This window comes from Dyadobacter chenwenxiniae, from assembly GCF_022869785.1.
GTDB classification, from domain to species: domain Bacteria; phylum Bacteroidota; class Bacteroidia; order Cytophagales; family Spirosomataceae; genus Dyadobacter; species Dyadobacter chenwenxiniae.
Genome location: NZ_CP094997.1, coordinates 242,526 through 268,540 on the forward strand (window position 1 = coordinate 242,526; position 26,015 = coordinate 268,540).

Below are 26,015 nucleotides of genomic sequence, written 5' to 3' on the forward strand. Positions count from 1 at the left end.
TGTTAGAGTACGTTACCAGCATAAATGATATTCTTATCTGCGAGCGAAGGCCACTGCGTGTAAACGCGATCTGCAATATGAAGAGCCAATTTGCCACTTAAAGAGATATGCTCCACGTTGGCTATACTATCAAGCCATATTGTTTTTGCTCCCAGCATTTTTCCGGCTAAAATCCCAAACACGCCAGGCGCTGCCCCCGTAGAGATCACGATATCCGGCCTGTTGAATATCATCAACTTCATGACCTCAAATGCCACTAAAAGCAGTTTAAGCTTGTTCCAGCGGCTTGCATCAGGAATGGTGTAAAACTTGCGACCCTGCACCGTATCGCCTAAATTCTTGTGAGTAGAGATGTAAAAAACATCGTGATCTTCAAATGCCGGCGCAATGCGTTGAAGTTCGATCCAGTGTCCACCGCCTGAGGAAATTGCTGCTATTTTCATAATTAAAAAAAGTTAGAAATGTAGAAGGGTTAAAATTTAAATTGTCGTATTCATTTTGGAAACCTGCAATTCGGCTGTGCCGGGAATGAATGTGTCATATACATTTTGCAGTCGCTTTGTTACGGTGTTGATGTCATAATTACTCACTATTTTAAGTGATTGACGTCCCATCAAATCCAGTCGTGATTTATCTGTTATCAGGTTTGCAATGTTTGTTTCCAAAGCCAGTTTATCACCTGGTGTAATAACATATCCGTTGACCCCATCTTTAACAACCTCAGGGATTCCTCCAACATTTGTAGAAAGTATTGCCTTGCCATAACTCATGGCTTCCAAAATCGCAATCGGCAGGCCTTCATTATAGGACGGCAAAATCAGCACATCACATGCATTTAAAAGCTGTTGCTTTAATTCGCCATCCACCCAGCCCACGTAATTACAGATATGATCGAGCTGATATTCTTTGAAGTAATTTTTCAATTTTTCAACTTCACCGTCACCGCCGATGGTTAACGATATTTTGTCCTGATAATAGGCTCGGTTTTTCACAATGACGTCAAGCAAATCAAAAATTCCTTTTCTTTCTCCTATTCTACCCAGGAATAGAAAAGATGTTATAGGCGAATCAGATTTAGACTGAGCCTTTGTTTGTGAAGGAATTTCGACCGGATTATGCAATACCACGACTTTTTTGGGTTGAAATTTGTCGTAAATAAAATTTGCCCAACTTTCCGAAAGAACGATAATGCAATCAGACTCTTTAATTAAATGCTGGATCAGACTTTTGGCGAACTGATTTGTTTCATCATAGAATGTATGGTACTCGGCAGCGTGTAAATGGTACACGAATTTTTTATGAAATATATATTTACTAAAAATAAATATCAGATATTTCCGGTAAAAGCTTCCAAAGGATGCGCCATGAGCGTGCACCGCTTTGATATCCCTGTCGGTAAACAATTTCCATAAGATCCTCAGGAACGATAGCGCAAAAAACGGAATGTTCAGAACCGAATTATAATTCCCTTCATAAGACGGGATAAATTGGAAACCTGGAATATGTTTTTGATAAGTTGCAATGACGGCGCCCATTCCGCCTTTGTGGCGTATATAGTTTGGGCCAACGTGCAACACATTTTTTAAGGATATAGTTGTTTGCATCATATGACTTCTTCAATTACAGTTTGATCAATATTTACACGTTTTACCACTCTTGCGGGATTTCCAACTACGACTGAATTGGAGGGGATGCTTTTAATTACTACCGAGCCTGCCCCAATCACCACGTTGTCCCCAATTGTAATGTCTCCGAGTATGCAAACATTGGCACCGATGTTGACATTGTTTCCGAGTACCGGGCACCGCCCGTTGTCAGTCTTATTTCCGATTGTCGTAGCCTGCCGTAATGTGCAATTTTGCCCGATTATCACGTCACGATGCACAACTATTCCCGGGAAATGGTACACTGTTAATCCAGCACCAATTTTTGCAGCAGCGGGAATTTCGATGCCGACAATCCATTCAAAAAATATTTTGTAGAAAACCCGAAAAGGGCTCAGCAAAGCGCGAAGTGCGATATTGCGTGAATGGAAATTCGACAACCTGAAAAAGAGTCCGAAAATCTTCCCTTTTGTATTTTCCGAATTTGCCGGAAAATCCTGCCTGATAAAATTGTATAAAGTAACCATATATTTTAAATGACGGCGAGCTCAGGTTCGTTTTTTGCTGGAATACCCGTTGCAATTCTTTTTTGGTATTTTGAATATGCAGCGCGTCCCACAAATTTCATTAGTTGCTTATTTGTGAACCAGTTTAAATGGGAAATTAAATAGGCCAACACCTGCGCCTTTTGAACCATGTTACAATGGGGCAGGGACCGCAAACTCAGTAAAACAATTTTCTGTTTTTTCCATGCATCCATTTCCTTACAAGCGGCTTTGGATAATGTGTGACTGCGATTTACAGCGTTGAAATAGCCATCGATTTGTTTGTTGATTCTATCTAGAATGCCATAGCCAAGCGCACGATCTTCTCCGAGTATTATTTTCAGGCTTTCAGGGTCTATTTCTAATTTATATGCTGTTTGTAGCAAGCTTTGCGTCAGAGCCATCATTCTTCCCAACTGCCGCTCTTTTTGCGTGTGGTTAATGCTGTTATTGTTATCCCGGTAGTAAAGCAGGCTTTTATCGATGGTATAGCAAATGCAACCGTCTTTCAACATTCTGTTCCAAAGATCGAAGTCTTCTATGTGTTCTTTGGATTCATCATCACAATACTCATAATGCTTTAATAACTCGCTTTTCAGCATTACACCTGGATGAGAGATAAAATTCTGCAAAACACTTAGGTGCCTGATGGCCTCCGGACCCAGGTTAATGGTGGATTTTTGCTCCCGGAAGTAAATGCCATTTTCTTGCAAATAAAAGGCGTTGATATTAACGATATCGGCATCAGACTTTGACTCGAAAACAGCCCTTTGCAATGCAAATCTTTCGGGCAGGGAAATGTCATCTGCATCCATCCTGGCAATGTATTTCCCCCTGGCCATTTTCACACCGCGATTCAGGGTTTTGATAAGCCTCAGATTGGAGGGATTTTTCACATATATGATCCGCGGATCATGATATGACTGAATGATCTCTTCTGTACGATCGACGCTTCCATCGTTGATAATGATCAATTCGAAATCCGTAAACGTCTGGTCAAGGATACTTTGAATAGCGTCATCAAGAAACAGTGCGCCGTTATAAACGGGCATGATCACTGAAATTTCAGGCGGTTGCATGGGCTGAGTCGATTACCTGGTTGAACATGCTGATATAGTTTTGTGCTAGACCGGCGTTAGAGTAGCGTTTTTCAATAAGTTTCCGCATCCTGATTTTGAGATTGCCGTATTCATCGTCGTGCTTTTCCAGCCTTTCGATCATCAATTTTTCCAGGTTTTTGACATCGGAAGAATCAAACAAGTATCCGTTAACACCTTCAACAATTTCGTCTCTGAATCCTGGAAAATCGGATGCGATAACAGGCAGGTTATATTGAAATGCAACCTTCATGGCACCACTCTGGGAGACTTGCCGGTAGGGCTGAACAAAGTAGGATGCATTGCTGAAAAGTTCCGGGATTTCATTGTTGGCTATCATCCTTATCTGGCATTCAAATAATTCCGGATAACGGATGAATTCCTGATAGTAGTCCCAATTTGCGCAGGTCCCGTTAATGGAAACCTTGAAATTGCGATAGCCTTGCTCATAAATGTTACAGGCCGCCTGAATGAGCATTTCAATGTTCTTGCTGTAATTAATTACCCCAAATGATAAAAACGTTATTTTGTCTTTTTGTTCTTCGGCTGGCTTGGATTCACCAAATGATTTAAGAGCGAGATAGGTCGTAAATATTTTAGAATCGGGATAGTGAACTTTGAATTTTAGCGCCTGGGATTTGGAAAACATATTCACAAACCGGGTATATGAATACGAGTATTTGAATGCCAGTTTAGTGATGGCTGCGAAGCTAAATGCTCCTGTAACTTCGCCATCATGTGCACAGAAAATTGTTTTGCGTTTATTCAGGAGCCAAAAAATAGGCATTGAATAGGGATCAGGAACACAGTTGAAATAATTTACGTCAGATTTGTCATTATTAATCTTTCGCAGCAAATTCAGATAATAACCAAGTCGTCTCGGATCGCGTTGCCGGTGAAAGGAGTACAGAAATTCGATATGAAGACCATCCAGCTTCTGGAGTTCGCTGAAATCATTTTCCGAAAACCTGGCGTTTTTGCCTGGCAACAAGATGATCCAATGCACATCATACGACCGCAGAATGTGTTTGAAAATTTCTATATTAAAATCGCAGTCAACGAAGTAGTCGGGCGTTACCCAGGTGATCTTCCGTTTTGAATTCTGCTTTTTGTGTTCAGGATGCATATCTGTACTTTCTTCTTTCTTTATAACTTAAAATCAAAGCATATATAAATTCCTGCAGTGAAAGGTTTTTTCCGGTGTCCTGCAATCGCCATTTGACCAGCGAGAGTGGATTGTTTCCGTTGGAATCGCAGATTGTCCGTATCTTCTTTTTCTGTATGAATTTTTTGACTTCACTTTGAATATTTTCTTTCAAAATGGCGTCCACAGGATGGTGAGGATCTTTTTGAAGAAAATTGGTCAGCCAGTCTTCCTCTCCCTTGATTGCTGCAAGCTTGTTATTAAGGCTGCCGTTGGAGGAAATGGAATGTGTATTTAATCGGTATTCGAATACCGGCTCGTTGGTATGGGCGATACCATTCTGCATGGAGCCTATATAGGACGATATGTCGTCCGATGCCCAGGCCAGTGGCAGCTTATAAAACCCTCCGTTGCTTTTAAGCGTGCTGGTTCGGTAAACGTAGTCGGAAATGAAAAAATGACGCTTGCCCATAATGCGCTGCAAAATGGCATCATATACACTTTCAAATTCAGGGCGGGGCTCGGTAAGCGTAATCGGTTCTGAGTTTTCATCAATAATCACTGAGCGGCAGTGATATACACCACATGTGGGATATTTCTCAATTAAATTAGCGAACTCAGACAGATAGTTGGGCCGCATTCTATCGTCATCACCCAGGAGGATAAAAAATTCACCTTTTGCAAGAGAGAGGCATTTATTCCAGTTATCTACAACATGAAGGGCGCCAAAATTCTTTTCGTTTCTGATATATTGTATTTTGTCAGAATCGTAAAGATCTACAATGGATCGGATGTCATTCGGTGAATTGTCATCGACAATGATGAGTTCGAAATCAGTATATTCTTGATTCAATACACTATCGATACATTCTTTAAAGAATACGGTCTTGTAAGCGGGAATGCCTATGCTAAATTTCATTTTCAATTGCGTTTCAATTGGAACATGCTGATTATTTTTTGCTCTTCATACAATCGATGATAGCAGTATAAAACAAGTGCGGTGGTAATAACATAATAATAGGAGACCAGAAAGTCTGATGACAGGGATGTTACCATGATCATCCACAAATAGTATTTCAGATAATAGTGGTCAGCGTCAACTGGTATTGTGAAGCTCTTAATAAATAGCATTGCAAAGCCGATAATTGCCAATACGCCAAATGTGACATAAACTTCGACCAGCCCGACATCAGAAAGGAAATATCCGTATTCCAAGCTTAATGCATTCAGTCTTTTGCCGTAATTGGATGTCTCATTAAAGAACCCATTTCCAAAAATCTGACTCACTGTGTTTGGTGTAAATTCGGTGAGAAAGTATTTAGCGGACACGATACGAATGTATTCATCGCCAGCAGATGCATCCGCCTTTTGCTGCTCGGCCAAGCCTCTGCTAATTGGATTATCGGAAACCAAAAAAAGATAACAGCCCAGACCGAATGTGGCTATGGTGGCTATTTTTAGCGGCAATTTCACATTGCGGAGAAAATGCAGCATGTATATGAATAGCATAACAGCGATAGTTTGACGGGTCACCTGCAACACATTTACGATTAACCCAATTGCTGCATACCCCGTCCAGATCAAACGGTATTTTACATCGCTAGTGACTTTGTTAATTGCAATAAAGCATGCAAGAAAAAAGACGCCGCCCCCTGGAAAATTTACGCGGATAATGCCTCTGTCCTCTTTAAATTCTTCAACAGTGCCAAAGTAGATTGTTCCCGTATGAGTGAGCTGAAAAATGAATAGCAGCATGTATAGCAAGCCGTAGATCAACACTATATTTTCAATAGTCCTGATAGATATATTTGAACTAAGCAGGTAGAAGAAGATAAACCACATCATGTACGGAATCGTAGAGACGCTATGTTCCAATCCCTGGCCCCAAGTGTATTTTGCCATAAAAATGGATATCACAATGGAGATACATATCAACTGGATCGGCAAAACAAATCCTCCCTTATAACTGAAAAATTTGGGTGCAGAAATTAAAATCGCTGCGACCATATAGGCATAGCAAATATTCTTCAAGATTCCATTCTGGGCAGCAACAGCTCCAAAATACTTCAGAGAGCAGATCACAAGGAAAAACAGAAATACTGTTTTCTTGTCTGTAAGAATCTCACGTGTACTTGGGTAAGTTAAGGATTGCATTGCAATAGGATTAGCTGGCCTTTATTTGAGTAAACTTCTTCATCAATGGCTGGATGTACTCACTGAGGCTCGAAAGCTTAAAGAATTCTTTATTAAATGGATTTATGCCTTTCCTTGCCAGTACGATGCACATGCTTACCAGAATAAACAGCTCAGTGGCAAGCCAGTTAAATGTCGTTCCCAGATAGCCCCATTGTTTGACCAGTACCAGATTTAAAAGTATGCTGACCACTGCAGCCAAGGCAGATATTTTGAAAAATTCAGCGTCCATACCCAAATTGAGCATGATCTGAATGCCAAATACATTGTTCAATGAAAACAGCAGCGGAACAATTGCTAAAATTTGGAAGACCGGAATGGCAGCATTAAATTTTGCTCCATAGAATAGGGTTATTACGAAGGGCCCAAGTACAAACATTGCCACCGACGCAGCGCCTATAAAAACCACAATAAGCGGAATTAGTTTTTGCACGACATGCAGCCCTTGCTGGCGCCCTTCTCCAAATGCTTTCCCTATGTAAGGGTAAAACGCTTGCGCCAGGGGCATTGCCAAAACGGACTGTGCTATGATAATCAGACGCTGTCCGGCCGTATAATATCCAACCTGCTCCTGGCTTTGGAAGAGACCGAGTATTACGGTATTTGTACTTGAATAGAGATTGACGAATATTAATGACAGGAAGATGGTTTTTTCTTCCCAAAGCACCGACATACACCTGCTTAATGGTATGCGGATAAATTTGAGTTTGTATCGCTGGATTGCCCAAAAGAATGAAAACAGGCCAACAATAGTTTGTGACATGCCAATCAAAAGGGGCTGCCAGATATAATCTTCATTCCTACGCACCACCAAAATGATCGAGACGGTAAATAACAGCCTGCTGACCAAATTGAAAAGAGCTACTTTTGACAAGTCCTGCATGGCCTGGAACAGCCAGTTCTGGGTGAATAAAAAGCTAATGCACAATGTGTAGGAAAATATCAGGACAGTTTGATTTGCCTTGAAATCCTCAACCGTAAAAAGCAACACAGTGAAGGCAGCTGTGGATAGTGCAAACAGAAGGCACTGTGTGAAAAAGACTTCACTAAATACCTGGTTGCGCAGATCTGCGTCGTCCGGACTTTTTGATAATTTCCGCGTTGCAGAGAAGTCAAAGCTGTAACTGATAAGCAAAGTAAAATACATGATCAATGCAGCAGCAAAATTGATTGTTCCGTATTTTTCAGGGCCAATGATCCTGGAAATAACGGGAACTGAGATGAGCGGCATTACATATGTGGCGATCTGCACTGCCGTGAGGGACAACACATTTTTTGTGAGCTGCTGCTTTGATTTTTGCGTAATTACTGATTGAACCATTAGTTCTGGTGGCTGGGGATAACAGAGTATTGAAATACGAGCAGTTTGCTTGCAATTGATCCTAGAATCGTCCAAAAAAGTCGCTGAACGGAGAGGCTATACTTTTATGCTTGCTATCATAATAGTAGTTGGCGTTGTAATTGTAGCCATAGCCATATTTTAATCTCTGGATGCCGTTAAAGACAATGTTGACGTTCTTTAAATTTTTCTGCTCCTGAATTTCTTTCAAAAAGCTTAGCTCAGCTTTTTCTGTGACACCCTGTCTGATCATGTATAAGGTAATGTCAGCAAAGCGTGATATAATCATGGCATCCGATACCAGGTGTACAGGAGGGCTATCTATGATAATGTCGTCATAATTGCTGCGCAAATATTCGATCAGATAACCCAATTGTGGCGTTTCCAGCAACTCGCTGGGGTTAGGTATGCGCTCACCACTGCTAATCAGGTCTAAGCCGGACTCGGTAACGGATTGCTTGATAATGTTTTCCAGTGATGCTTCGCCATTCAAATAGTCGCTAATGCCAGGCATCAGGGTATCGGTCGCGAAGATCGAACTCAGCTTCGGTTTACGCAGATCCAGTTCCAGGATGATTGTTTTCCTTCCGGATAATGCAAGGCTTACAGCCAGGTTGCTGCTTACGAAGCTTTTTCCTTCACCAGGAACACTGGAAGTAACCAGGGTCACCCTTCCCGTGGTAGAATTGCCGGACAAGTACGAAAGTTTCAGTCGCAGTGACCTGAACTGTTCAGCGATAGCCGTCGCCTTGTTATTTTCAATTTTTAGCGTAGCACTCGATTTTTCAAGCGGTAGCTCGGCAACAACGGCTAAATCAACCACATCTTTGATCTCCTGAATGTTTTTGATTTTTGCACTGAACAGACCCCGTACATAAATCAGGCCGATTGGAAGCCCCAACCCGATAAGCAGCGCTCCGGCAAAAGCCATAGACCGCTGGGTTTGTTTTGCAGGGCCGGAATATGCATGGTCAACGATTCGGTCTTCGGCTAGTTTTGAGGCATAACTAACTGAAATTTCTTCCCGTTTCTGGAGCAGGTAGGTATACAGCGTTTCTTTGATAGCCTGCTGCCTTTTAATGCTGATGTACTGGCGTTCCTGAGTAGGGATGTTTTTTATAGAGGATTCGAAATTCTGGTTAAACGAGAGCAACTTGCGTTGTGTGTTCTGCAATGATGCTCTTATACTGCCTACATTCTCTCTGATCGCAGCTTTTGTCGTCACGATTTGCCGATTGATAGGCTCAAAATCCGGATTGGTTTCAGGTGTCGTTGCCAGCAGACGTTCGCGTTGCAATTGAAGTTGCGCGAGTTTCTCGATCATACTGCGCAATGCCGGATCATCGATTCCCAGTGTAGTAGGTGTTTTGTCCCGGTTTTGGGCAGAATTAATGTATTTTTCAATTTCCTGAACGACGCTTAGCTGAACATTAACCTCGTTGAGACGAGCATCATTGGTCTGCATATTTTCCAAGCTGATCTTGGAGTTGGAGCTGATGTCGGTAAGTCCGCGGGCACTTTTGAACACTTCGATTCCTTTTTCAGCCTCATTAAGTTCTGTGCTCAGGGACGCTAAACGCTTGTCAATGAAATCAAGCGTATTTCTGGCTTCCCGGTTACGCTGCATTGTGCCAGTCAGGTTGTAATTGAAGATGAGGCGGTTAAGTATGTCTTTTCCCCTTTGTGGAATTTCATCGTCGATTGACAGTATAACGGTCGTGGACAACTTATTTGAAAGCGCAACGGACAGTTTTTTCTGGTACTGCAATGCTGTATTCTCGGGATCTGTGATCGAAATTTTTATTTGTTTGCCGACAAATGCATCTAGCTTATCTGTCGGTTCGAGTTTCCAGGTTCCAAATTTGTTTTTGAATTCATCTTTGAAACTAAATGTCTGATTGGTTTTGTCAGGCATCTCGATCAGGAAGGAATTTTTGTCTTTGATAGTGATCAGAAGCGTTCCATCCGCATTCCCGGATTTAACGACTGTCAGTTTAACCGGCGCCGAATTATATAACTCCTGTGAAAACGGGCCATCGATTTTTTGATAGCCAATATTCAGTAAAAGTTCTCCGACAACCTGATTGATGAGTTGTTTTGATTTAAATACCTCAATTTCGTTTTCTATAATTCGCGATGAACTTAGCGCATCAATTTCGTGAAGTGGAGAGGACTGGTTTTGGTTCTTCTTTTCATCCTTAATTACGATAGTTGCGTTGACCTCATAAACGGGCTTGGCAATTTTCAGATAGAAAATGATTGCAGCAATCGAAATAGACAAGCTGATAACAAAAAGCGGCCAGTGATACAGGTATTTATTGATTATATTCTTGATATCAAAACTTTCTCTCTTTGCTTGAGGCAATGTAAAAGTGGCAAGAGTGGCTTGTTGAGTAGTCATTAGCTTATCTGTATAAATTCGAAAGAACAATGGCAATGATAGAGAGTCCGGAAAGAGCCAGCGTCGTTACGCGATATCCGCGGTCAACTGTTGCGTATTTAGTGCGATCAGGCTGCACATATATTTCATCATTGTTTTTGAGATAGAAATACGGGGACTCAAATAATTTCTTTGAGGTGAGATCAATTGGAATAAAATTCCTTTTTCCGTTTTCTTCTCTGACTAAAACAATATTGTTGCGCAAGGCTGTGATATTCAAATCTCCGGCCATACTTAAAACCTGGGTTATAGTAGTCCGCTCGTTTTGCAGCGTGTAAATATTAGGGTGCAGAACATCGCCGTACACAGCAACTTTGAAGTTGATAATTCTAATATTTACAACAGGATCTTTGTAAAATGTGAGCAGCACATTTTTTAATGAATCACTTAAAAAAGTTGTTGTAAGCCCTGCAACTTTCACCGTCCCTACTAATGGTAAATGTATATTTCCATTAGGATCGACCATGTAACCTGTAATAGGGTTGCTCGATGATTGGTCGTAGCTGCTGCCATTTACCCTATTCAAATTATAATTAAATATTGACGATGATTCAGGATTCCGGCTGGTTACATTTATTCCTAAAATATCAGCTGGCTGAATGGTCAGGGGAGAATAATTTTTGACAGTTTCAACAACCAGTGTGTCTCTTCTCAGGTCTGTAAAATAAGGTACCTTTTTATAAGAACTGCAAGAGAATTGAATAAATATAAATGCAGCAATTAATGAATACGAGACCGCACGAAAAATCAACGTTGTTAAGTCGTTTCTTTTTGAAACATCGTGCGAAAGGTGATGACTATGTGTGGCAAATTTGGATGAGCTGGATTGCAATAATGCGCGGACAATTAAATTCATGCTGTGGAGGAACGTTGATTACAGCACAAAATAAGCTCTTGAAAATTTAAGGAGTGAAGTTTTTGGGGTGTTTCGTAAGGACTCTGGGGTACAACGGGGAAAATAGGGGGTATGAAATTTCGGTAAAAATGACCGACTTATAATAGTCACATAATAACATATTTATGCCCGACTAAGACTCATTTGGAGCTTGTTAGTCGGGCACATCGAATAGTTCAAGTTTTTATTGATGATCTGATATTTTCACCAATTTTTGAACGGGTATATATATACGTATCGAAGCTCACTAATTGGTCGTCGATATGGAATAATTGCCAGTGAATTCCAGTTCTCCGCCCGAACTCACGTGCACGTTCTTTACGGATACATTATTTCCCAGCAGAACGGTATGCCCCTTATTGATCTGAACGGAATCCTTCGGGCCTGGTGGCCTTCCTGTTGACCATATAGATCTGTCTTGCCATTTTCCTGATCCGATTGTTTGAACAAGTCCTGAAAAGATAGACGTAGTTTTAAAGTTCTTGAATAGGAGCTCATCGGACTTAGTTTGCTGTGTGCCAAACCAATCAGTTAGAACGTCCTGATATATCCGGCGGAAATCGACCTGCATTTTGAGATCCTGATTGTTTTGGCCAGCTGAACTCGGCGGAACCAGATCATTGGCGAGGTCCGGATTGGTGCCGACAATTTGTCGTTTTAAGCCCGTTCCAAACAGGAACATGGGTGCAGCAATCCCATGGTCTGTTCCTTTTGACGCATTTGAGCTGGCTCTTCTGCCAAAATCCGAGAACGTCATTCCCATTACGCGGTCTTCCAGATTGGACATTTGAAGATCTTTTTGGAAAGCGCTGATGGCACTTGACAAGTTCCTGAGAAGCACTGCATGCACACCTTCCGTAGTACTGGAATTGGTCACCTGGGCAGAATGGGTGTCAAACCCGCCCATTTCTACATAGTAAATTTTCGTTTTGAGCCCACCCTGGATAAGCCGGGCCACGATCTTTAACTGTTGTGCCAATTCATTTTCGTCCCCGGGATAAGTAGCCAGGTTTTTTCCCAAACTAGCTGCTTTGCGAATCTCAGAACTATATTCGATTGCCAACACCTGTTGCTGGCGGATGGCTCTGATCAGGTCCCCGGAATCACAGCAAGGAAGGTCCGACGCCGGTACAAAGCTTTCCTGGCCCACAAGCTGATAAAATTCATCGGGACTGACCAGCGAAATACCCATGGACTGTTTATTGCCCAGCAGGCTTGTCGAGCCTACATAGCCGATTTGGATGGCCAAAGGATCTTCCATTTCGCTATTGGGATATTCTTCGGGATAGCCGGGGAATCGGTTGTTGAGGTATCTTCCTGCCCATCCGCTGGAATTATATTGGTCCGAATCCACGCCGGTCATCCAAATGTCAGAAGACCTTACATGGGAAAAATTTGGGTTAGGATAGGACACAGAGTGCACAATTCCCAGCTTTCCTTCTGCATAAAGCTGTTGCAATCCGGTCATTGCGGGATGCAGGCCGGTTTCTGGGCTTCCTGCCAGGGGCAGTACTGACTTTTCGGGAATTGCAATATTACTTCTTAACTGATTATAAGCAGGATAGTATTCCAAAGGAATGACTGTATTAAGTCCGTCATTGCCGCCGTTAAGGTATACCATCACCAGAATGCGGTCGGAATTTGCCGCGCCTGCTTGCGCGACGGAGCGAACCAATGCTGAATTTTGGGTGAATGCTCTCAGATCAAAGCCATTGAGTGTTACAGGAACTGCCATTGTGGCCGCCGCCGCGATAAAATCTCTTCTATTCATATTAGTAGCATTGATTAAAAGACCTGGAATTCAGCCATACCGACCATATACTTCATCAAAACTTGCAGCCGCCAATAGAAGTTGGCTTTTGTCGTTTCAGATGGGTTTCTCCTGTAGGCGTTGAATTCATAGATCCATGAGCTTCTAGTAGAAGTCTGCATCATGATCTTGTCGATCAAAAAATCCTTTTGCGATTGAAAAAGCTCATTGGCAAACAGATTTTTTGATAATGCCTCAAATACTTGTTCGCAGGTGATGCAAGGAGTTCCGGCAACGTCGGAAAAGTTTGGCTGTAAGGAAACAACCCAGGCCAGGAAGTCAATGCCATAGGTATACCCTGGGTGATATTGATAAGGATAAATGAAGGTTTCGCCCATTTTGCGCCTCAATCCAATCGTTGAGGCGTTGATCCAGTTCATTGAATATCCTGTCTGATAGTAAGGAAGAGAGCCAAACACCAGCGGCTGGTCCAGGAAGTTCAATTGCATATTGACCATTCTCCAGTAGGTGGGCTGGGTGTAGTTGCGGAACGCAGCATATTCCTTCACCTGGTGGGGCACTTTATGTTTAAAAAACCTGAGCGAACCGATGGCGAGCTCCGCCGGGGATTTTACAATTGCACCGACATTTGAAGCGTCGAAAAAGATTTCGCTTGTCAGTAGTTTTTGCAATACCGGCCCTATGGCAAAGTTATTTTCGGCGCTGGCAAAGAAAGCCGCCAGCGGTACAATCACATTGTTTTCAATCTGATCCGTCACATTGGTATTCACATACCACCTGTAAAGCTTTCGGCAAATGAATTTGGGGGACTCAGGATGCGCAAGGAGCATATCTACAAGCTCCGCAATTTCCTCGTCTCCTGCATTTGGTCCCGAGCGCCCTCTTATAACCTTATTTTTGTAATGATGCGAAAACTGCTTGTCATTGGTGTCATGCCTGTCCGGGTTAAACTTTGTACCTATCGTGGTAGAGCCGTTAACATATTGGTTTACAGCCTGCCAACCCGTCAGTACCCGGGCGGCCTGTTTTACATCATCTTCCGTATAATTAACCTGATCGGCCTTATTGCGCTGTCCAACAGAGAAAAGTTCCTGCAATTCCCTTCCATAGTTTTCATTAGGATGGTCTTTTTCATTTTCATTTCCATTCTGATAAACAAGCATCGAGGGGTCCTTTGTAACCTCAATGGTAAGGGTTTTAAAACTACCTAAACCTTTACTGCGAAGTAACATCAGATACCGGTAAATGTATCTGTAATCCTCAACAACCTTATGCGTGGTTACAAAATGATTTTGCCAAAAAGCAGTGAGCTTTTCCAGTACCGATGGCGAGCCATTCTGCTCAGCCATCAAGCCGATCCACCAGTATTTGACATAATAGGAATAGTCAAATCGACGGGCATAGTCAAATGGCTTATCCATGAAAGGCTGCCCAGCAATGGGGCTGCTCTCGTCCATGACAACAGGCGGTGGAGGGGATAGGGTAACCGAAATGTTATCAAACAGCTTTTGAACTGCCGCTTGGGCATTCAAACCGGTCAATTGGGTGATTTCGTCAGGAGTCGGTCCAAAGGTTGCTCTTCTTAATAGGTGAGCTGCTTGTCGCGATGTAAGAGGGGGTTGATATTTGTCCAAATAGGGCATATGTACTCAGATGACTAATAACTTCGTCATTCAGCTTTAAGTTGTATAAATGTTACCTTATTGCGTATAGATAACATCTTATGTGCAAAATAAAAACAATTCTACACAATATTTCTTACAAGCTTCTATTGATGGCTCTTAATCTTGTAGTTATTTATCGACTTCCCACGAAGACTTTCTCGTAGTCGGCGTTTTCATTCCCTACTTTTACTTCATCAATAAAAATTACTCTGGAATTTGTAACCGTTTTTTTATTTTTTTCCCAGCCCCATTTGTATAGGCCAATTTTAAAATATGGATACATCGCGTCATTATAAGAATTCGGCTTGTTTACCCTGCTCAAAATAAGCTTTCCATTCTTCCAGACCTCAATAATTCCGGTTTCGTCGTAGGCCCACCTGATGTGAAAAACCCAGTCAAGCCACTCCTCCTTCGCTAGTTTTCCAAGGTTTAATCGCTCGAACGTGTAGTCGCCCTGAATGTTAACCTCTTTATTCGTTGACCGGATCTCAAGGACTACATTGTCATTGACGATACCGAACAGCAGGGGTGGGCTTCTCCACTTTTCCCCTTTTGCGAAGTCAGGCAACGCCTGCCATTGCACAATGCTTTCTTCCAATGAGTCTTTTACAAAACTTCTGGGGAAGTACACAGAAAATGCAAACCACTCCTCACGATTTTTATTGGGTGAAAGACCGAATTCCGACCAGGGGGCGCTCAGCGCCAGGTCTCCCTTTCTGAGTTCTATCCGTCCCGACCCGGATCCTGCCCGCTTAACGGAGTCGGTCAGGGTAGCGGACCATTCACAACAGGTATTCCGTTCATACCATTCGCCAATTGTCTCATCAAAATTATAACTCGCCAAGATATCACTGGGCAGTGCAGGATTGGATGCTGACGCGTCGTCCTTATCGATATTTACCGGTTCACAATTGCACAGCATGAAGGACAGGCAAGCAATTGTTAGCATTACATTCCGATGAAGGCTCGTTTTGGCTGCTGACATGTAAGGATAGAATTGTATTTGGTTCACCTGTCGTTTTAAACTGTCAGGTAAGTCTGCAGGGAAGTAATCAACTCTGTTGAGGCATATCTGCCTACATTATGAGGTTGATCCAACTCACCTGCCAGCGCGGCCGTTACTTTGGCTTTTAATGATGATAAGTCATATGCCGCCTGCAGGTAGTTAAGACTTTCAAGCCTTTTTGCAGTTGCTAGCTGATGGTCGTTGCGGTGTTCGCCGAACTTTGCCAGCTTTGGAAAAATGATTATCGGCTTTTTTCTTTCAAAGGCCGATATAATAGTGCCCATGCCTGCGTGACTTACTATTAGCTGTGCTTCATTAAAGAACACTTCCATTTCCAGTGAGCTGGCAAATTGAAAGTTGTTCATATTTTTAACCTTGTATTTACTTGCACCAATCTGTGCGACAATAGGGATGTTTGGCATAGAAAGCGCAAGTTCATCCATTGTCATGATCAATCGATCAAATGGCCCCTGCGTGCCAACGGTAACAAAAATCATGCGAATAGAGGATTTTAGATTTAAGAAGTAAGTAAACGAGTCGGTCTTTTGTCGTTACAAGTTTAACCTTACTACCATCCTGATAGAGACTTTTTGGGGTGATCATATAAAATGTTAGGGTATAACTCCGGCTTTTTTGGGGAACAACAAATTTCGGATTTTCAGTATCCCCTCAGAGAGTTAAACTATTTCTACATTTTTATCTAAAATGGGAGAAAATTAAAAAGAAATACTTCTTTTTAATTTAATGTAATAGTTACCAAATGTTTGTTGAAAGAACGCTAAATACTTGGTTTTAGTGAGATAGAAATAGTGGTTATATTCATGCAAAATGCGAGTTATTTCAATAAATGATTTAACTCTTATATCGAATATAACTATATAAAGATAATATATGGTTCGCAATAAAATTACAGAAAATAGGGTTGCTAATTATCCTTACTTATTCTATTTATCAGATATCCAATTTAGGTCAAAAGATCATTTTTATTTGGAAATATACCCCCTCGACGTTTGATCTTACCCCATCATCTGTTGATGTTACCCCAAAAAGGGGATCTCTAACTTATTTGCATTATACCTTTAATGCATCGAATTGGTCTTGTCAGCATATTTTCGATAACTGCCAATAAATAATCCTCAGGATTCGCAGATTTTATTTACGCTAATAAATTCTGAATGCAGTATGAACCTTGTTCATATTTAAAATATTGGCTCATTATTACAATACAATAACCTATCATAATAGCGGGTAGCTGCTTATATTAAATAAGCAAATAAAATCCTCCTGAATTTAATTATTGAAGTTGAATGGATAATAAATTGTTTGATATCCCTATCTTATTAATCGTATTTAATAGGCCGGAAACCACTTGTTTAGTTTTTGAACAAATCAGGAAGCTAAAGCCCGCCCGCCTGTATCTATTTTCTGATGCACCCCGGAACAGTAATTTGGAAGACACGCATCTGGTAGAAGTTTGCCGGTATCTGATTGATGATTCACAAATTGATTGGGACTGCCAGGTAGAAAGATGGTTTCCGGAAACCAACATGGGTTGTGCACTTGGTATCTCGTCCGCAATTTCATGGGCATTTGAGTCCAGTGAACAGCTGATTGTTTTAGAAGATGATTCCCTTCCACACCCGTCGTTTTTTTACATTCATTGAATCCATGCTGGAAATGTACAGGGAAAATGAACGGATCATGCATATTTCCGGATCCAATAAGAGTGAGGAAATAGCGGTTAGCGATTCTGACCATATTTTTAGCCTGATTGCTACAACGGGCGGTTGGGCCACCTGGAAACGTGCATGGAAAAAATATGATTTCTGGATGGAACATTTATCGGAAATGAAAAGCCAGAAGCACCTCCAGCGCCTGGTTAGGGATAAGGACATCTGGAAATATTGGTATGAGCGTTTCGACCAGGTCTTCGAGGGAGATAAGAAGCATAACTGGGAGGTACAATGGCAGTACACGCTTTTCAAAAATTACGGATTGGTTGTTGTTCCAAACAGCAATCTCGTGGATGATATAGGTCATCTCTCACAGGACTTGTCTAACCGCAGCAGTAAAGCAGGCTTTGATTTCATGGATTCATTGAATTCGCAAGTTGTTCAATCCCAGTTCGCTGCAAATAAAACATTAATGAGTGATCCCGTTCAAATCAATAAGCCTGCTTCTATTGGCGCGCACATTCTTGATAAACTGGCCGGGATACTCAAACTTAACTAACGGTTTTCAGAAATGCTTAAAGCTTGATCATTGAAAAATTAACTACTAACTCTTCCTCTGTTAAAATTCCCATCGTTATGAAGACTTATTTTACTCAACATCGCTTTATTTTTTATTTGTGGGTTGACCTCCTGCTTTTGAATTGTTCGTACCTGGTAAGCTCCAGGCTCAATTGGTCAAATTCCGACGCATTTGACTATCAGAATTTCTTGAACATTTTCCTGATCAGCAACCTCTTATGGGTCGTTTGCGTAAACCTTTTTCAGATTTATGTCCCTTCATCCAAGTCTCAAAACAGCCAGGGCCGCTTCTGGAGGCTTTTGATGACAAGCACGGTACATCTGGTTTGCCTGGAGGTTTTTATTTATGTAAGCGGCAGCAGTATAAACGCAAATGAAAATTGGGTATTCACTGGCTATCAGGTGTTTATTATCGCTTCGTTCATTATACATTTCGCCGTAGCCGCAACGCTGTGGCTCCTCAGAAGATCCCGTCTAATGGTAAGGCGCTATGTTATTGTAGGGGACGAGTCTTTGAATGATTTGATCAAGTCGTCCAATGAGCGCCAATATGCATTTGATTATTCGTATTGCGGCTCATTTAAATTTGAAAGCGTTGGTGCGCAACTGGAAAGGTTCGAAAATTTTATCGAAACAGAGAAGCCTGATTATATATACTGTGCTCTTTCTGAGACGAATAACAACGAAATTAAGGCTGTTATCAAGCTGGCGGAAAGAAAGAATACCCATGTTCGTCTTGTTCCTGATTATCCGCGACTTCTGTCAGAGAAGCTCGATATCGAAACTGCCGATGATTTTCCCATCATCAATGTTCAAACCAAGATACTCACAAACCCGGACGACCAGTTTATAAAAAGGGCTTTCGATGTTCTGTTTTCCATAGTTGTAATGATCATGGGCCTGCCTATATTCTTGTTGGTGATGATCGCCGTCAAGCTGTCTTCAAAAGGCGACGTCTTCTTCCTCCAGGAGCGCACAGGAAGGTGGGGCAAGAAATTCAAGATCATAAAGTTCAGGACCATGTACAGCGACGCGCATAAATATGGCCTTCAACATTCCCTGGGAGCGCTGGACCCGCGTATAACGACGGTGGGCAGGTTTCTGCGCCGGACGCGTCTAGACGAACTTCCTCAATTTCTCAATGTGCTCAAAGGTGAGATGTCAGTTGTCGGCCCGCGGCCACTTCACAAATATGATGTGGATATGCTGATGGACGAAGCAAGTCACTCATTTCAGAAAATCTTGACGATCAGGCCCGGCATAACATCCATAGGGCAAATAAAGGTAGGCTATGCGAGTAACATGTCAGAGAATCTGCTACGGCTCAAATATGATATGCTTTATCTCAACACATACAGCCTTACAACGGATATTTACCTCATATTCCTGACCATTCAGGTAATCTTGCTGGGTAAAGGAAGGTAAGTGCCATCCCGGACAGAAAGTTTCGGCACCTTATTCATATGCCAAACTTTTTATCATCAACCCACATTCGCTAAGTAACGGCGCAGTTTGTCAAAAAATTTAAATATCCGTCTTAAAATATAATGGAAAAGTCTTTTCGCGTTAATAATTTCGATCTTATCAGGATCTTCGCAGCCATTCAGGTTTTGATCTTTCATGCCTTCGATCATTTGCAAATTCCAAGGCCTGATTGGGCTACACCATTGCTCTATTTTCCGGGCGTACCCATATTTTACACCATCAGCGGCTATCTCATTTCTGCATCCTTCGAGCGTAGCAGCGATCTGAGACATTACTTCCGGAACCGGTTTCTAAGAATTTTTCCAGGACTCTGGGGATGTTTGATATTGACTATCGGAGTCGCCAGTTTTTTTGGGTTCAGCTTTTTTAGCAAGCAGGCTTTAATATGGCTGCTAAGTCAGATGGGCGGCGTTATTTACACGCCGGAGTTCTTGTCCGGTTTCGGTTTTGGTTCATATAATGGCAGCCTTTGGACCATATGCGTGGAAATGCAATTCTATTTTGTACTTCCCATCGTGTACTTTATCGGTAAAAAGATCAAGCACCTTAATTACTTGATTTTTGGCGCGTTCTTCGTGTTTTTGATTTTCGCATTTACTGCTAAAATTTATTTTCCCGGCATCGGTACGGATAATGAACTTAGGCTCGAAAAATTATTGAGATATAGCTATTTCCCTCATTTTTACCTTTTTCTGGCCGGCGTTGTCATGCAGCGTTTGCAGATTTATAAGTCAAACTGGATTTATGGAAAAGGACTTTACTGGGTAGTCGGTTTCATCTTGTTAAAGATATTGTTTCCTATCCTTAGTACTCCGGTTCTTTCGATTTTCTCCCTGCTCTATCTTTCAGTATGTACAATTTCAGTTGCATATTCTAATGTCGGACTGTCTAAGAAAGTACTTAAAGGAAATGATATCAGTTATGGGGTATACATTTACCATGGACTAATTTTGAATGTTCTTGTTTCTATGGGGCTGGTTGGAAACTTGAATTACTTATGGGTTGTAATCCTGGGCGCCTGCATACTCGGATATCTCTCCTGGGTGTTTGTTGAAAAGCCATTTTTGCTGAAAAAGGGACTAGCGGCTACAAGTCATGTGCCGACTAAGCTGGCTGATGTGACTGCAAGCAGGGCCTAAACAAAAGTAAAGATGCAGTTCGCCCTTGGAAACCATTGTGCCTTCGAGCGCGTCGTGCAAAGCGGCGACGCCAGCAATCGGTAACTATCGGCGAACTGCATGCATAGAATATCCGGCTCCTGATCATGGATCAATAGCCAGATATTCCCATGTGTCGATGTCGCCCTCTGGATATGCAAACTGCGATTCCTTTGGGATTTCCTGATCGATATCTTCCTGAAAGCCGTGTAGTTTTGCATTATAAATGCCTTTTCGCCGGATGCCTTGCAAATCGGTAAAAGAAACCTGCGCATTGTCTTCTGGGAGCTTTCTTGTTTCCATATCAGCCTGTTTTACTTTTGTTGGTCATCATCCCTGAAATTGTCATTACTGTTGCGTATCGCGACTCGTTGTCCGCTGCCGCCTTTAATGTCATTACGCTTGATTTTTTCCTCCGCTGAGCCTTCCGTACCATAATCATCAGTGCCTTCTTCCTGGAAATTGTCGTTTGCGTTCCTGCCGGAGGCAAGCGCGTTTTCGACAGCTTCCGCAGTTGCCTTGTCAGCATCTTCCTTGTTTTTTGTTTCCATTTCTTTTGGGTTTTGGTAAAGTCGGCGCTTTCTCAAATACTGTGCCAAAATCGTATGCATTGATGCGATAGTCGGCTTTCGGGCATACTTTTGGATTGGCAGGTAAAATTTAAACAATCAGAAAAATGATTGACACATGAAAATCGGAGAAAAGTTGCAAAAACTGCTTAATAAGAAGTATGAGCCTAACCAAATGCGCAGCCAGAAATTCGAGCGCTATGATATCAGTTTCAAAACCGATCAGGACGGAAATCCCGTCGTATTGTTCATTGGTGTTGCTGGCAGGGATGGCAGGATTAATGGAAACCGTTTTGTAAGGGTAATGATCCGGAACAGCGAAGGCGAAATCATCAAGGACCACTGGGACGCCAAAGGCAAGGTCTGATCGTGGGTAAAAATTAAGTTTGACATAATAATATAGCCTTATCTGCTGGGTATGATGACCGCAGAAATCACGGTGTGTCTCAACCCTCGCATTAACGGATTCACAGTCAGGTATGCAGCATTCACAGTCCAGTCTAAAAGTCTTTCTAAATTCGGTTCTTTTGCTGTCCTAAATTCTAACAACATGAGAAACCGGATCCTGATATTTTTGGCAGCAACATTTTGTTTATCTTCTGTAAAGGCCCAAATTAAGTGGGCAGACTACTCACACAGTTTTCTTAATGGCGCAGATAAGTCATCGAAAGTGGGGCTGATTGTTGCTGTCAGAAAGGAAAACAATTCATTCTGGCAAATACTTGGCAAAAGCAAGCATTTTGAAACATTTCAAAAGAACCCGCAATTTTCATCCTTACGACCGCAGGCAATAGTTGCCAGGACTGTATTCGATACTGCGCACGCACAATTTTTCTTGCAAGGCGTTGTTCCTGAAAATGCGTTTGCATATCAATTCAGGGTTACAAAATATCCAGGCAACAGCGTGGTCGTTCCATGGAAGGCAATCGGGTCTTTTACCGACGCTGCGCAAATACGCGACTCAGGCTTGCCTCAGATGGCTTACTTGGGAGCCTATCGAACTACACTGGGTTCCATGCTGATCGTAGATGTGAAGGAGGCAAAACGGGATACAATAATAGCAACGGCTATGGTTGCCTGGGAGTCGATCAAGCCTCAGATTATGAGTATTTATACGTCGGAAACGCTGCATGCGTTTTTCCGGCAATTGCAGGCACCCTGGTTGCCCGACAAGCAATCCGCTGGCAACTTCCCCACAGGTTTAACGGTTACTTCCCACAATACGAACCTTGTGTTTGCATTACAAGATGGTGTATTCGATAAAAAGCAGATTCAGTACAAACTCGTGCGGAACGGGAAGCTGTACCGGGACTGGCAGGACAATGATTACGACAATTCCTTTATTTTGGCTCAAAGACACCCAACCGGGAAATTATGAAATAAAAATCCGGTTTTCTGCTCAGCCACAAAACGTAACAGCGTTCTTGTTTGAGATTGAACCTGTGTGGTATGAGACAGTCTACTTCCATATTTTTGCAGCCCGCCTTATCGTTGGCTCTTTTGGGTTTGCTGGTCCTGTCAATCCGGCAAAGACGAAAAATCCGCCAGGGGCAAATTGATAAGTCCAGGGTGCAACTCGAATTGAAATCCGTTTACGCCCAATTTAACCCTCATTTCATTTTTAATGCGCTTAGCTCGATCCAGGCCCTCATAAACAAACAGGATATCAGGGCAGCCAATGCTTACCTGACAGATTTTGCACAATTAACCCGGGACTCACTGGTATACAGTCAAAGAAATGAAATTTCACTTCACGAGGAAATTCAGACATTAGATACTTATTTAAGATTAGAGAAACTGCGTTTTGGTTTTGATTATCATATTAACATAGCGCCTGATGTGGATGCATACGAAACAAATATTCCCGCGCTGCTGACACAACCGCTTGTTGAGAATGCCGTAAAGCATGGGGTTGCCTCTATGGGACAAAAAGGATTAATCCAGCTTTCCATAAGCCGGTCCGGCTTGGCCATGATCGCGAAGCTAACTGACAATGGAAAAGGGATGGATAAAGGAAATTCGATCACCGGATTAGGGCTCAGGCTTACCAGAGACCGGATCGGATTATTAAATCAAATCCGCCCTGATCGGCTGATTAGTATGGATATTACGAATGCTGTTCCAACCGGTGTGCAGATTACAATCACTTTTAACCAATGGTTTGATGAAAGCTTTGCTGATAGATGACGAGCAGTCGAACCTGGACAATCTCCGGATTCTGATTACAACTTATTGCCCGCAGGTCAATGTATGTGGTGCCGCTGCCGATACGCGGTCTGCGACCAGTTTACTACATAGTCATCAACCGGATTTGGTATTTCTGGATATTCAAATGCCTGAACAAAGTGGGTTCGACTGGCTCCGAAGCCTTTCCCGGACAGATTTTGAGATCATTTTCGTAACGGCTTACGATCAGTATGCGGTTCAGGCCATGCGGCTCTCGGCCATTGATTACCTGCTCAAACCAGTCTCGATTGAAGAACTGCAAGCTGCTGTACGCCGGGCACATCAGCAACATTCGATCAAAAAGGAAAATCAACTCCTAAACAACCTGAGGCATTTTTTGAAGGGTAATAATACACCTGCCGAGCAAAGTATTGCATTAGCAACTTTAAAGGAGACGCGCTTTGTAAAAATAAATGAAATCACTCGCTGTAAATCAGCTAACAATTACACCACATTTTACCTGGCAACAGGGGAGAGCTTACTCATTTGCAAACCAATCTTCTTTTATGATGATCTGCTAAGGCAATATGGGTTTGTTCGTTGTCATCAATCACATTTGGTAAACAAAGCCTCAATCAAAAGCTGGAAAAGAGACTATGGCGATTTTTTGGTGCTAACCAATGGGGCAGAGATCCCGATATCCAGGGGAAAAAAGGAAGAGGTAAAACGATTATTACAAAACTGAACTGCGCCTGCAGCACAGCTAGGATTCCGTATTTTTAAATAAAATTATCAGGTGTAAGGGGGCTTTGCATCCATATTCCTTCCTCTAAGATCTCTATTCCGCTTTTTTTCATTAATGCGCTTGCATTAAAGTCAGTACAAAATCCCTCAGTGAGCTTGTAGTTGAAAATGATCTTTTCATCCAGCAGCTCACTATTGAAACTGTAATTTCGAACCGGTAAATGCTGACTTGCAACTTTTGCCAGTTGTAAATCATGGGTCGAAATCATTCCAAATGCATTAAGTGCACTTAACTGCCGGATCAGTGAAACTCCGCCCTTGTAGCGGTCGTCCGAGTTCGTTCCTTTGAACATCTCGTCTAATAAGAAGAAAACGGGCTGGCCACTGGCAATCAGTTTCAAAAGCATCTCTATACGTTTGAGCTCGGCATAAAATGAGGATATTCCTTCTTCCAGATTATCCTGCGTCCGCATGCTGGTGAATAGCTGTACCGGGGAAATTTGTCCCGACAAAGCACAGCATGGTCCGCCAATCATGGCCAGGCCCAAATTGCATCCGACCGTCCTGAGGAAAGTACTTTTGCCTGCCATATTGGAGCCGGTTATAATTACAACGGACCCTTTTTCTACCAATTCAAAATCATTGCAAATGCGCTGATGCTGTTTCAGTAACGGGTGACCCAGACCTTCGAAACGAATCCGATAATTGTCTTCAGCTATACTCGGAAGAACAAATTCAGGGTTAGCATAAGTAAACCCGGCAAGACTGCTGATGGCTTCAAAATTACCGATAGCCGTACTCCATTCTTTAAGCTTAGACCCGTTTCTGGCTTTCCAAAGCTCGGTGGTGAGGATAAAGTAAATATCCAGAAGCCAAATAGAATTAAAAATACCGTAAAAGTCATTTTTGCCTATCATTTGCCTGGACCCACGTTGCTGGAATGCTTCCAGTGTTTTCCTGAGGCGCAGGATTTCACTTTCTGCTGAATATTCTTTGATTCGGAAAACAGACTGCCATTTTTGTAGTAATTCACTATCCAATGATGCCGATTCAATTAGGCTAATCAGCGACTCGCTGGCCGCAAGCATAGGCACGCAATATTGAAGATCATTGAGCGTGCGCTCGGTATTGGCCCGCATTCTTTTGATAACCTGTCGATTGACAATCAGGCTTACGATTATGGGCAGTATCAATACAATTGAAAAAGGCTCATTTAAAAAAAGAAACAGGAAAAGATGACGGATACCAAGCGCTCCGGCCAGGGTGGCGACAAGTCCAAGCACAATTGCGCTTATCAGATACCTCCTTCGTTGCGGTAGCAGGTTGGCAGGAGCCTCAATCCACTTAATCAGTAGCAAATAGCTGCTTTTGGGGTTAAGAAATGGCATGCCGGCAGCTTGAAATTCCTGTCGCCAGTCAATTTTGGTAGCCAGCTCAGCTGCCGCCTTTTGCCTTTCCAAAATCAGATCAGGTTCGGCCGGTCGCATTAACCAACTTGCCAGCTGCATCTTGCCAGGCTCTGTGGTTGTGCGGTTTAGGATTTGGAAAAGAGAATGTTGGCCGAAAATATCAAGATCATCAGCGTATGCATGATCGGCGTTAAGAAATTCAGCTCCACTGTCTATACCATTTAACTTTCGCTGCTGGATAAGCACCTCCCGTTCATTGATTTGTTTCAGGAAAGTCAGCCGATTTTTAGTACGCACCAACAGGTTATACCGGTTAAGCACGAGTCCAAATGCAATCACACCGACAGCCAGTGTTATCATCACAAGAGCAGCTGACCTTGCGTTAGCCAGAATGAGTAGAAGTACCAATGATCCCACGAAAACAAGCAATCTCAAAGACGAAACGTGTTTGAGTTGTTTATTCAAAGAGGAAATTTGTGTCTCGTATTGTTCAATGTTGTCTTGAAAAGTTGACTGCATGCGCGCTGAACTAAGT

The 26,015-nt window shown here is 42.4% G+C and carries 25 protein-coding genes; 8 read left to right on the forward strand and 17 right to left on the reverse strand.

Annotated elements, in window-relative coordinates:
• Positions 1-2: 2 nt before the first annotated feature.
• The 14 genes from MUK70_RS00940 to MUK70_RS01005 all read right to left on the reverse strand — a co-directional run bounded on the left by MUK70_RS00940 (position 3) and on the right by MUK70_RS01005 (position 16,195).
• Positions 3-443 carry a glycosyltransferase family protein gene (locus MUK70_RS00940; protein ID WP_234601644.1) on the reverse strand — a complete coding sequence of 147 codons (441 nt, stop codon included), beginning with the start codon at positions 441-443 and terminating at the stop codon, positions 3-5.
• Between the two features lie 36 nt (positions 444-479).
• Complete coding sequence (locus tag MUK70_RS00945; RefSeq protein WP_234655775.1) at positions 480-1,607, reverse strand: glycosyltransferase family 4 protein; 1,128 nt, start codon at positions 1,605-1,607, stop codon at positions 480-482.
• Complete coding sequence (locus tag MUK70_RS00950; RefSeq protein WP_234655774.1) at positions 1,604-2,131, reverse strand: serine O-acetyltransferase; 528 nt, start codon at positions 2,129-2,131, stop codon at positions 1,604-1,606. The genes MUK70_RS00945 and MUK70_RS00950 overlap by 4 nt, the downstream gene beginning before the upstream one ends.
• 5 nt (positions 2,132-2,136) lie before the next feature.
• Positions 2,137-3,228 (reverse strand): glycosyltransferase family 2 protein, encoded by a 1,092-nt coding sequence (locus tag MUK70_RS00955; protein ID WP_234655773.1) that lies wholly within the window; start codon positions 3,226-3,228, stop codon positions 2,137-2,139.
• The gene (locus tag MUK70_RS00960; protein WP_234655772.1) at positions 3,215-4,372 is read right to left on the reverse strand and encodes a glycosyltransferase family 4 protein; all 1,158 of its coding nucleotides are present in this window, start codon (positions 4,370-4,372) and stop codon (positions 3,215-3,217) included. Before MUK70_RS00960 ends, MUK70_RS00955 begins: the two co-directional genes overlap by 14 nt.
• Positions 4,362-5,309: a glycosyltransferase family 2 protein gene (locus tag MUK70_RS00965; protein WP_234655771.1), complete on the reverse strand. Its 948-nt coding sequence runs from the start codon at positions 5,307-5,309 to the stop codon at positions 4,362-4,364. Before MUK70_RS00965 ends, MUK70_RS00960 begins: the two co-directional genes overlap by 11 nt.
• Before the next feature lie 2 nt (positions 5,310-5,311).
• Positions 5,312-6,544, reverse strand: coding sequence for a hypothetical protein (locus MUK70_RS00970; RefSeq protein ID WP_234655770.1), 1,233 nt, complete (start codon positions 6,542-6,544; stop codon positions 5,312-5,314).
• 10 nt (positions 6,545-6,554) lie between these two features.
• Positions 6,555-7,904, reverse strand: coding sequence for a flippase (locus MUK70_RS00975; protein WP_234655769.1), 1,350 nt, complete (start codon positions 7,902-7,904; stop codon positions 6,555-6,557).
• Between the two features lie 61 nt (positions 7,905-7,965).
• Complete coding sequence (locus MUK70_RS00980) at positions 7,966-10,323, reverse strand: GumC family protein (RefSeq protein ID WP_234655768.1); 2,358 nt, start codon at positions 10,321-10,323, stop codon at positions 7,966-7,968.
• 4 nt (positions 10,324-10,327) lie between these two features.
• Positions 10,328-11,218 (reverse strand): polysaccharide biosynthesis/export family protein, encoded by an 891-nt coding sequence (locus MUK70_RS00985; protein ID WP_234655767.1) that lies wholly within the window; start codon positions 11,216-11,218, stop codon positions 10,328-10,330.
• A gap of 286 nt (positions 11,219-11,504) precedes the next feature.
• On the reverse strand, positions 11,505-13,028 hold the full coding sequence (locus MUK70_RS00990) for a DUF1501 domain-containing protein (RefSeq protein WP_234655766.1): 1,524 nt from the start codon (positions 13,026-13,028) through the stop codon (positions 11,505-11,507).
• A gap of 14 nt (positions 13,029-13,042) precedes the next feature.
• On the reverse strand, positions 13,043-14,671 hold the full coding sequence (locus MUK70_RS00995) for a DUF1800 domain-containing protein (protein WP_234655765.1): 1,629 nt from the start codon (positions 14,669-14,671) through the stop codon (positions 13,043-13,045).
• A gap of 154 nt (positions 14,672-14,825) precedes the next feature.
• Positions 14,826-15,677, reverse strand: a complete 852-nt coding sequence (locus tag MUK70_RS01000) for a polysaccharide lyase family 20 protein (RefSeq protein WP_234655764.1) — start codon at positions 15,675-15,677, stop codon at positions 14,826-14,828.
• Positions 15,678-15,712: 35 nt separating this feature from the next.
• Positions 15,713-16,195 (reverse strand): glycosyltransferase, encoded by a 483-nt coding sequence (locus tag MUK70_RS01005; protein ID WP_234601673.1) that lies wholly within the window; start codon positions 16,193-16,195, stop codon positions 15,713-15,715.
• An 810-nt stretch (positions 16,196-17,005) separates the two neighbouring features.
• On the opposite strand from MUK70_RS01005, the gene MUK70_RS01010 reads away from it, so the two are divergent.
• The 4 genes from MUK70_RS01010 (at position 17,006) to MUK70_RS01025 (ending at position 20,574) form a co-directional block, all read left to right on the forward strand.
• On the forward strand, positions 17,006-17,362 hold the full coding sequence (locus tag MUK70_RS01010; protein WP_244784611.1) for a hypothetical protein: 357 nt from the start codon (positions 17,006-17,008) through the stop codon (positions 17,360-17,362).
• Between the two features lie 37 nt (positions 17,363-17,399).
• Complete coding sequence (locus MUK70_RS01015) at positions 17,400-17,930, forward strand: hypothetical protein (protein WP_244784613.1); 531 nt, start codon at positions 17,400-17,402, stop codon at positions 17,928-17,930.
• Positions 17,931-18,007: 77 nt separating this feature from the next.
• Positions 18,008-19,375 (forward strand): exopolysaccharide biosynthesis polyprenyl glycosylphosphotransferase, encoded by a 1,368-nt coding sequence (locus MUK70_RS01020; protein ID WP_234655763.1) that lies wholly within the window; start codon positions 18,008-18,010, stop codon positions 19,373-19,375.
• Between the two features lie 122 nt (positions 19,376-19,497).
• Positions 19,498-20,574, forward strand: a complete 1,077-nt coding sequence (locus MUK70_RS01025; protein WP_234655762.1) for an acyltransferase family protein — start codon at positions 19,498-19,500, stop codon at positions 20,572-20,574.
• Positions 20,575-20,697: 123 nt separating this feature from the next.
• Here MUK70_RS01025 and MUK70_RS01030 read toward each other — a convergent pair whose 3' ends face one another.
• Both MUK70_RS01030 and MUK70_RS01035 read right to left on the reverse strand, forming a co-directional pair.
• Positions 20,698-20,895, reverse strand: a complete 198-nt coding sequence (locus MUK70_RS01030; RefSeq protein ID WP_234601684.1) for a hypothetical protein — start codon at positions 20,893-20,895, stop codon at positions 20,698-20,700.
• An 11-nt stretch (positions 20,896-20,906) separates the two neighbouring features.
• The gene (locus MUK70_RS01035) at positions 20,907-21,143 is read right to left on the reverse strand and encodes a hypothetical protein (protein ID WP_234655761.1); all 237 of its coding nucleotides are present in this window, start codon (positions 21,141-21,143) and stop codon (positions 20,907-20,909) included.
• 136 nt (positions 21,144-21,279) lie between these two features.
• On the opposite strand from MUK70_RS01035, the gene MUK70_RS01040 reads away from it, so the two are divergent.
• The 4 genes from MUK70_RS01040 to MUK70_RS01055 all read left to right on the forward strand — a co-directional run bounded on the left by MUK70_RS01040 (position 21,280) and on the right by MUK70_RS01055 (position 24,072).
• On the forward strand, positions 21,280-21,528 hold the full coding sequence (locus MUK70_RS01040; protein ID WP_234655760.1) for a hypothetical protein: 249 nt from the start codon (positions 21,280-21,282) through the stop codon (positions 21,526-21,528).
• 183 nt (positions 21,529-21,711) lie between these two features.
• A complete protein-coding gene (locus MUK70_RS01045; protein WP_244784615.1) occupies positions 21,712-22,539 on the forward strand; it encodes a hypothetical protein in 828 nt (275 codons plus the stop codon).
• A gap of 71 nt (positions 22,540-22,610) precedes the next feature.
• Positions 22,611-23,348, forward strand: a complete 738-nt coding sequence (locus MUK70_RS01050; RefSeq protein ID WP_244784617.1) for a sensor histidine kinase — start codon at positions 22,611-22,613, stop codon at positions 23,346-23,348.
• Complete coding sequence (locus MUK70_RS01055; protein ID WP_234655758.1) at positions 23,326-24,072, forward strand: LytR/AlgR family response regulator transcription factor; 747 nt, start codon at positions 23,326-23,328, stop codon at positions 24,070-24,072. The genes MUK70_RS01050 and MUK70_RS01055 overlap by 23 nt, the downstream gene beginning before the upstream one ends.
• Before the next feature lie 34 nt (positions 24,073-24,106).
• Here MUK70_RS01055 and MUK70_RS01060 read toward each other — a convergent pair whose 3' ends face one another.
• A complete protein-coding gene (locus MUK70_RS01060) occupies positions 24,107-25,999 on the reverse strand; it encodes a MutS-related protein (protein ID WP_234655757.1) in 1,893 nt (630 codons plus the stop codon).
• Between the last annotated feature and the right edge of the window lie 16 nt (positions 26,000-26,015).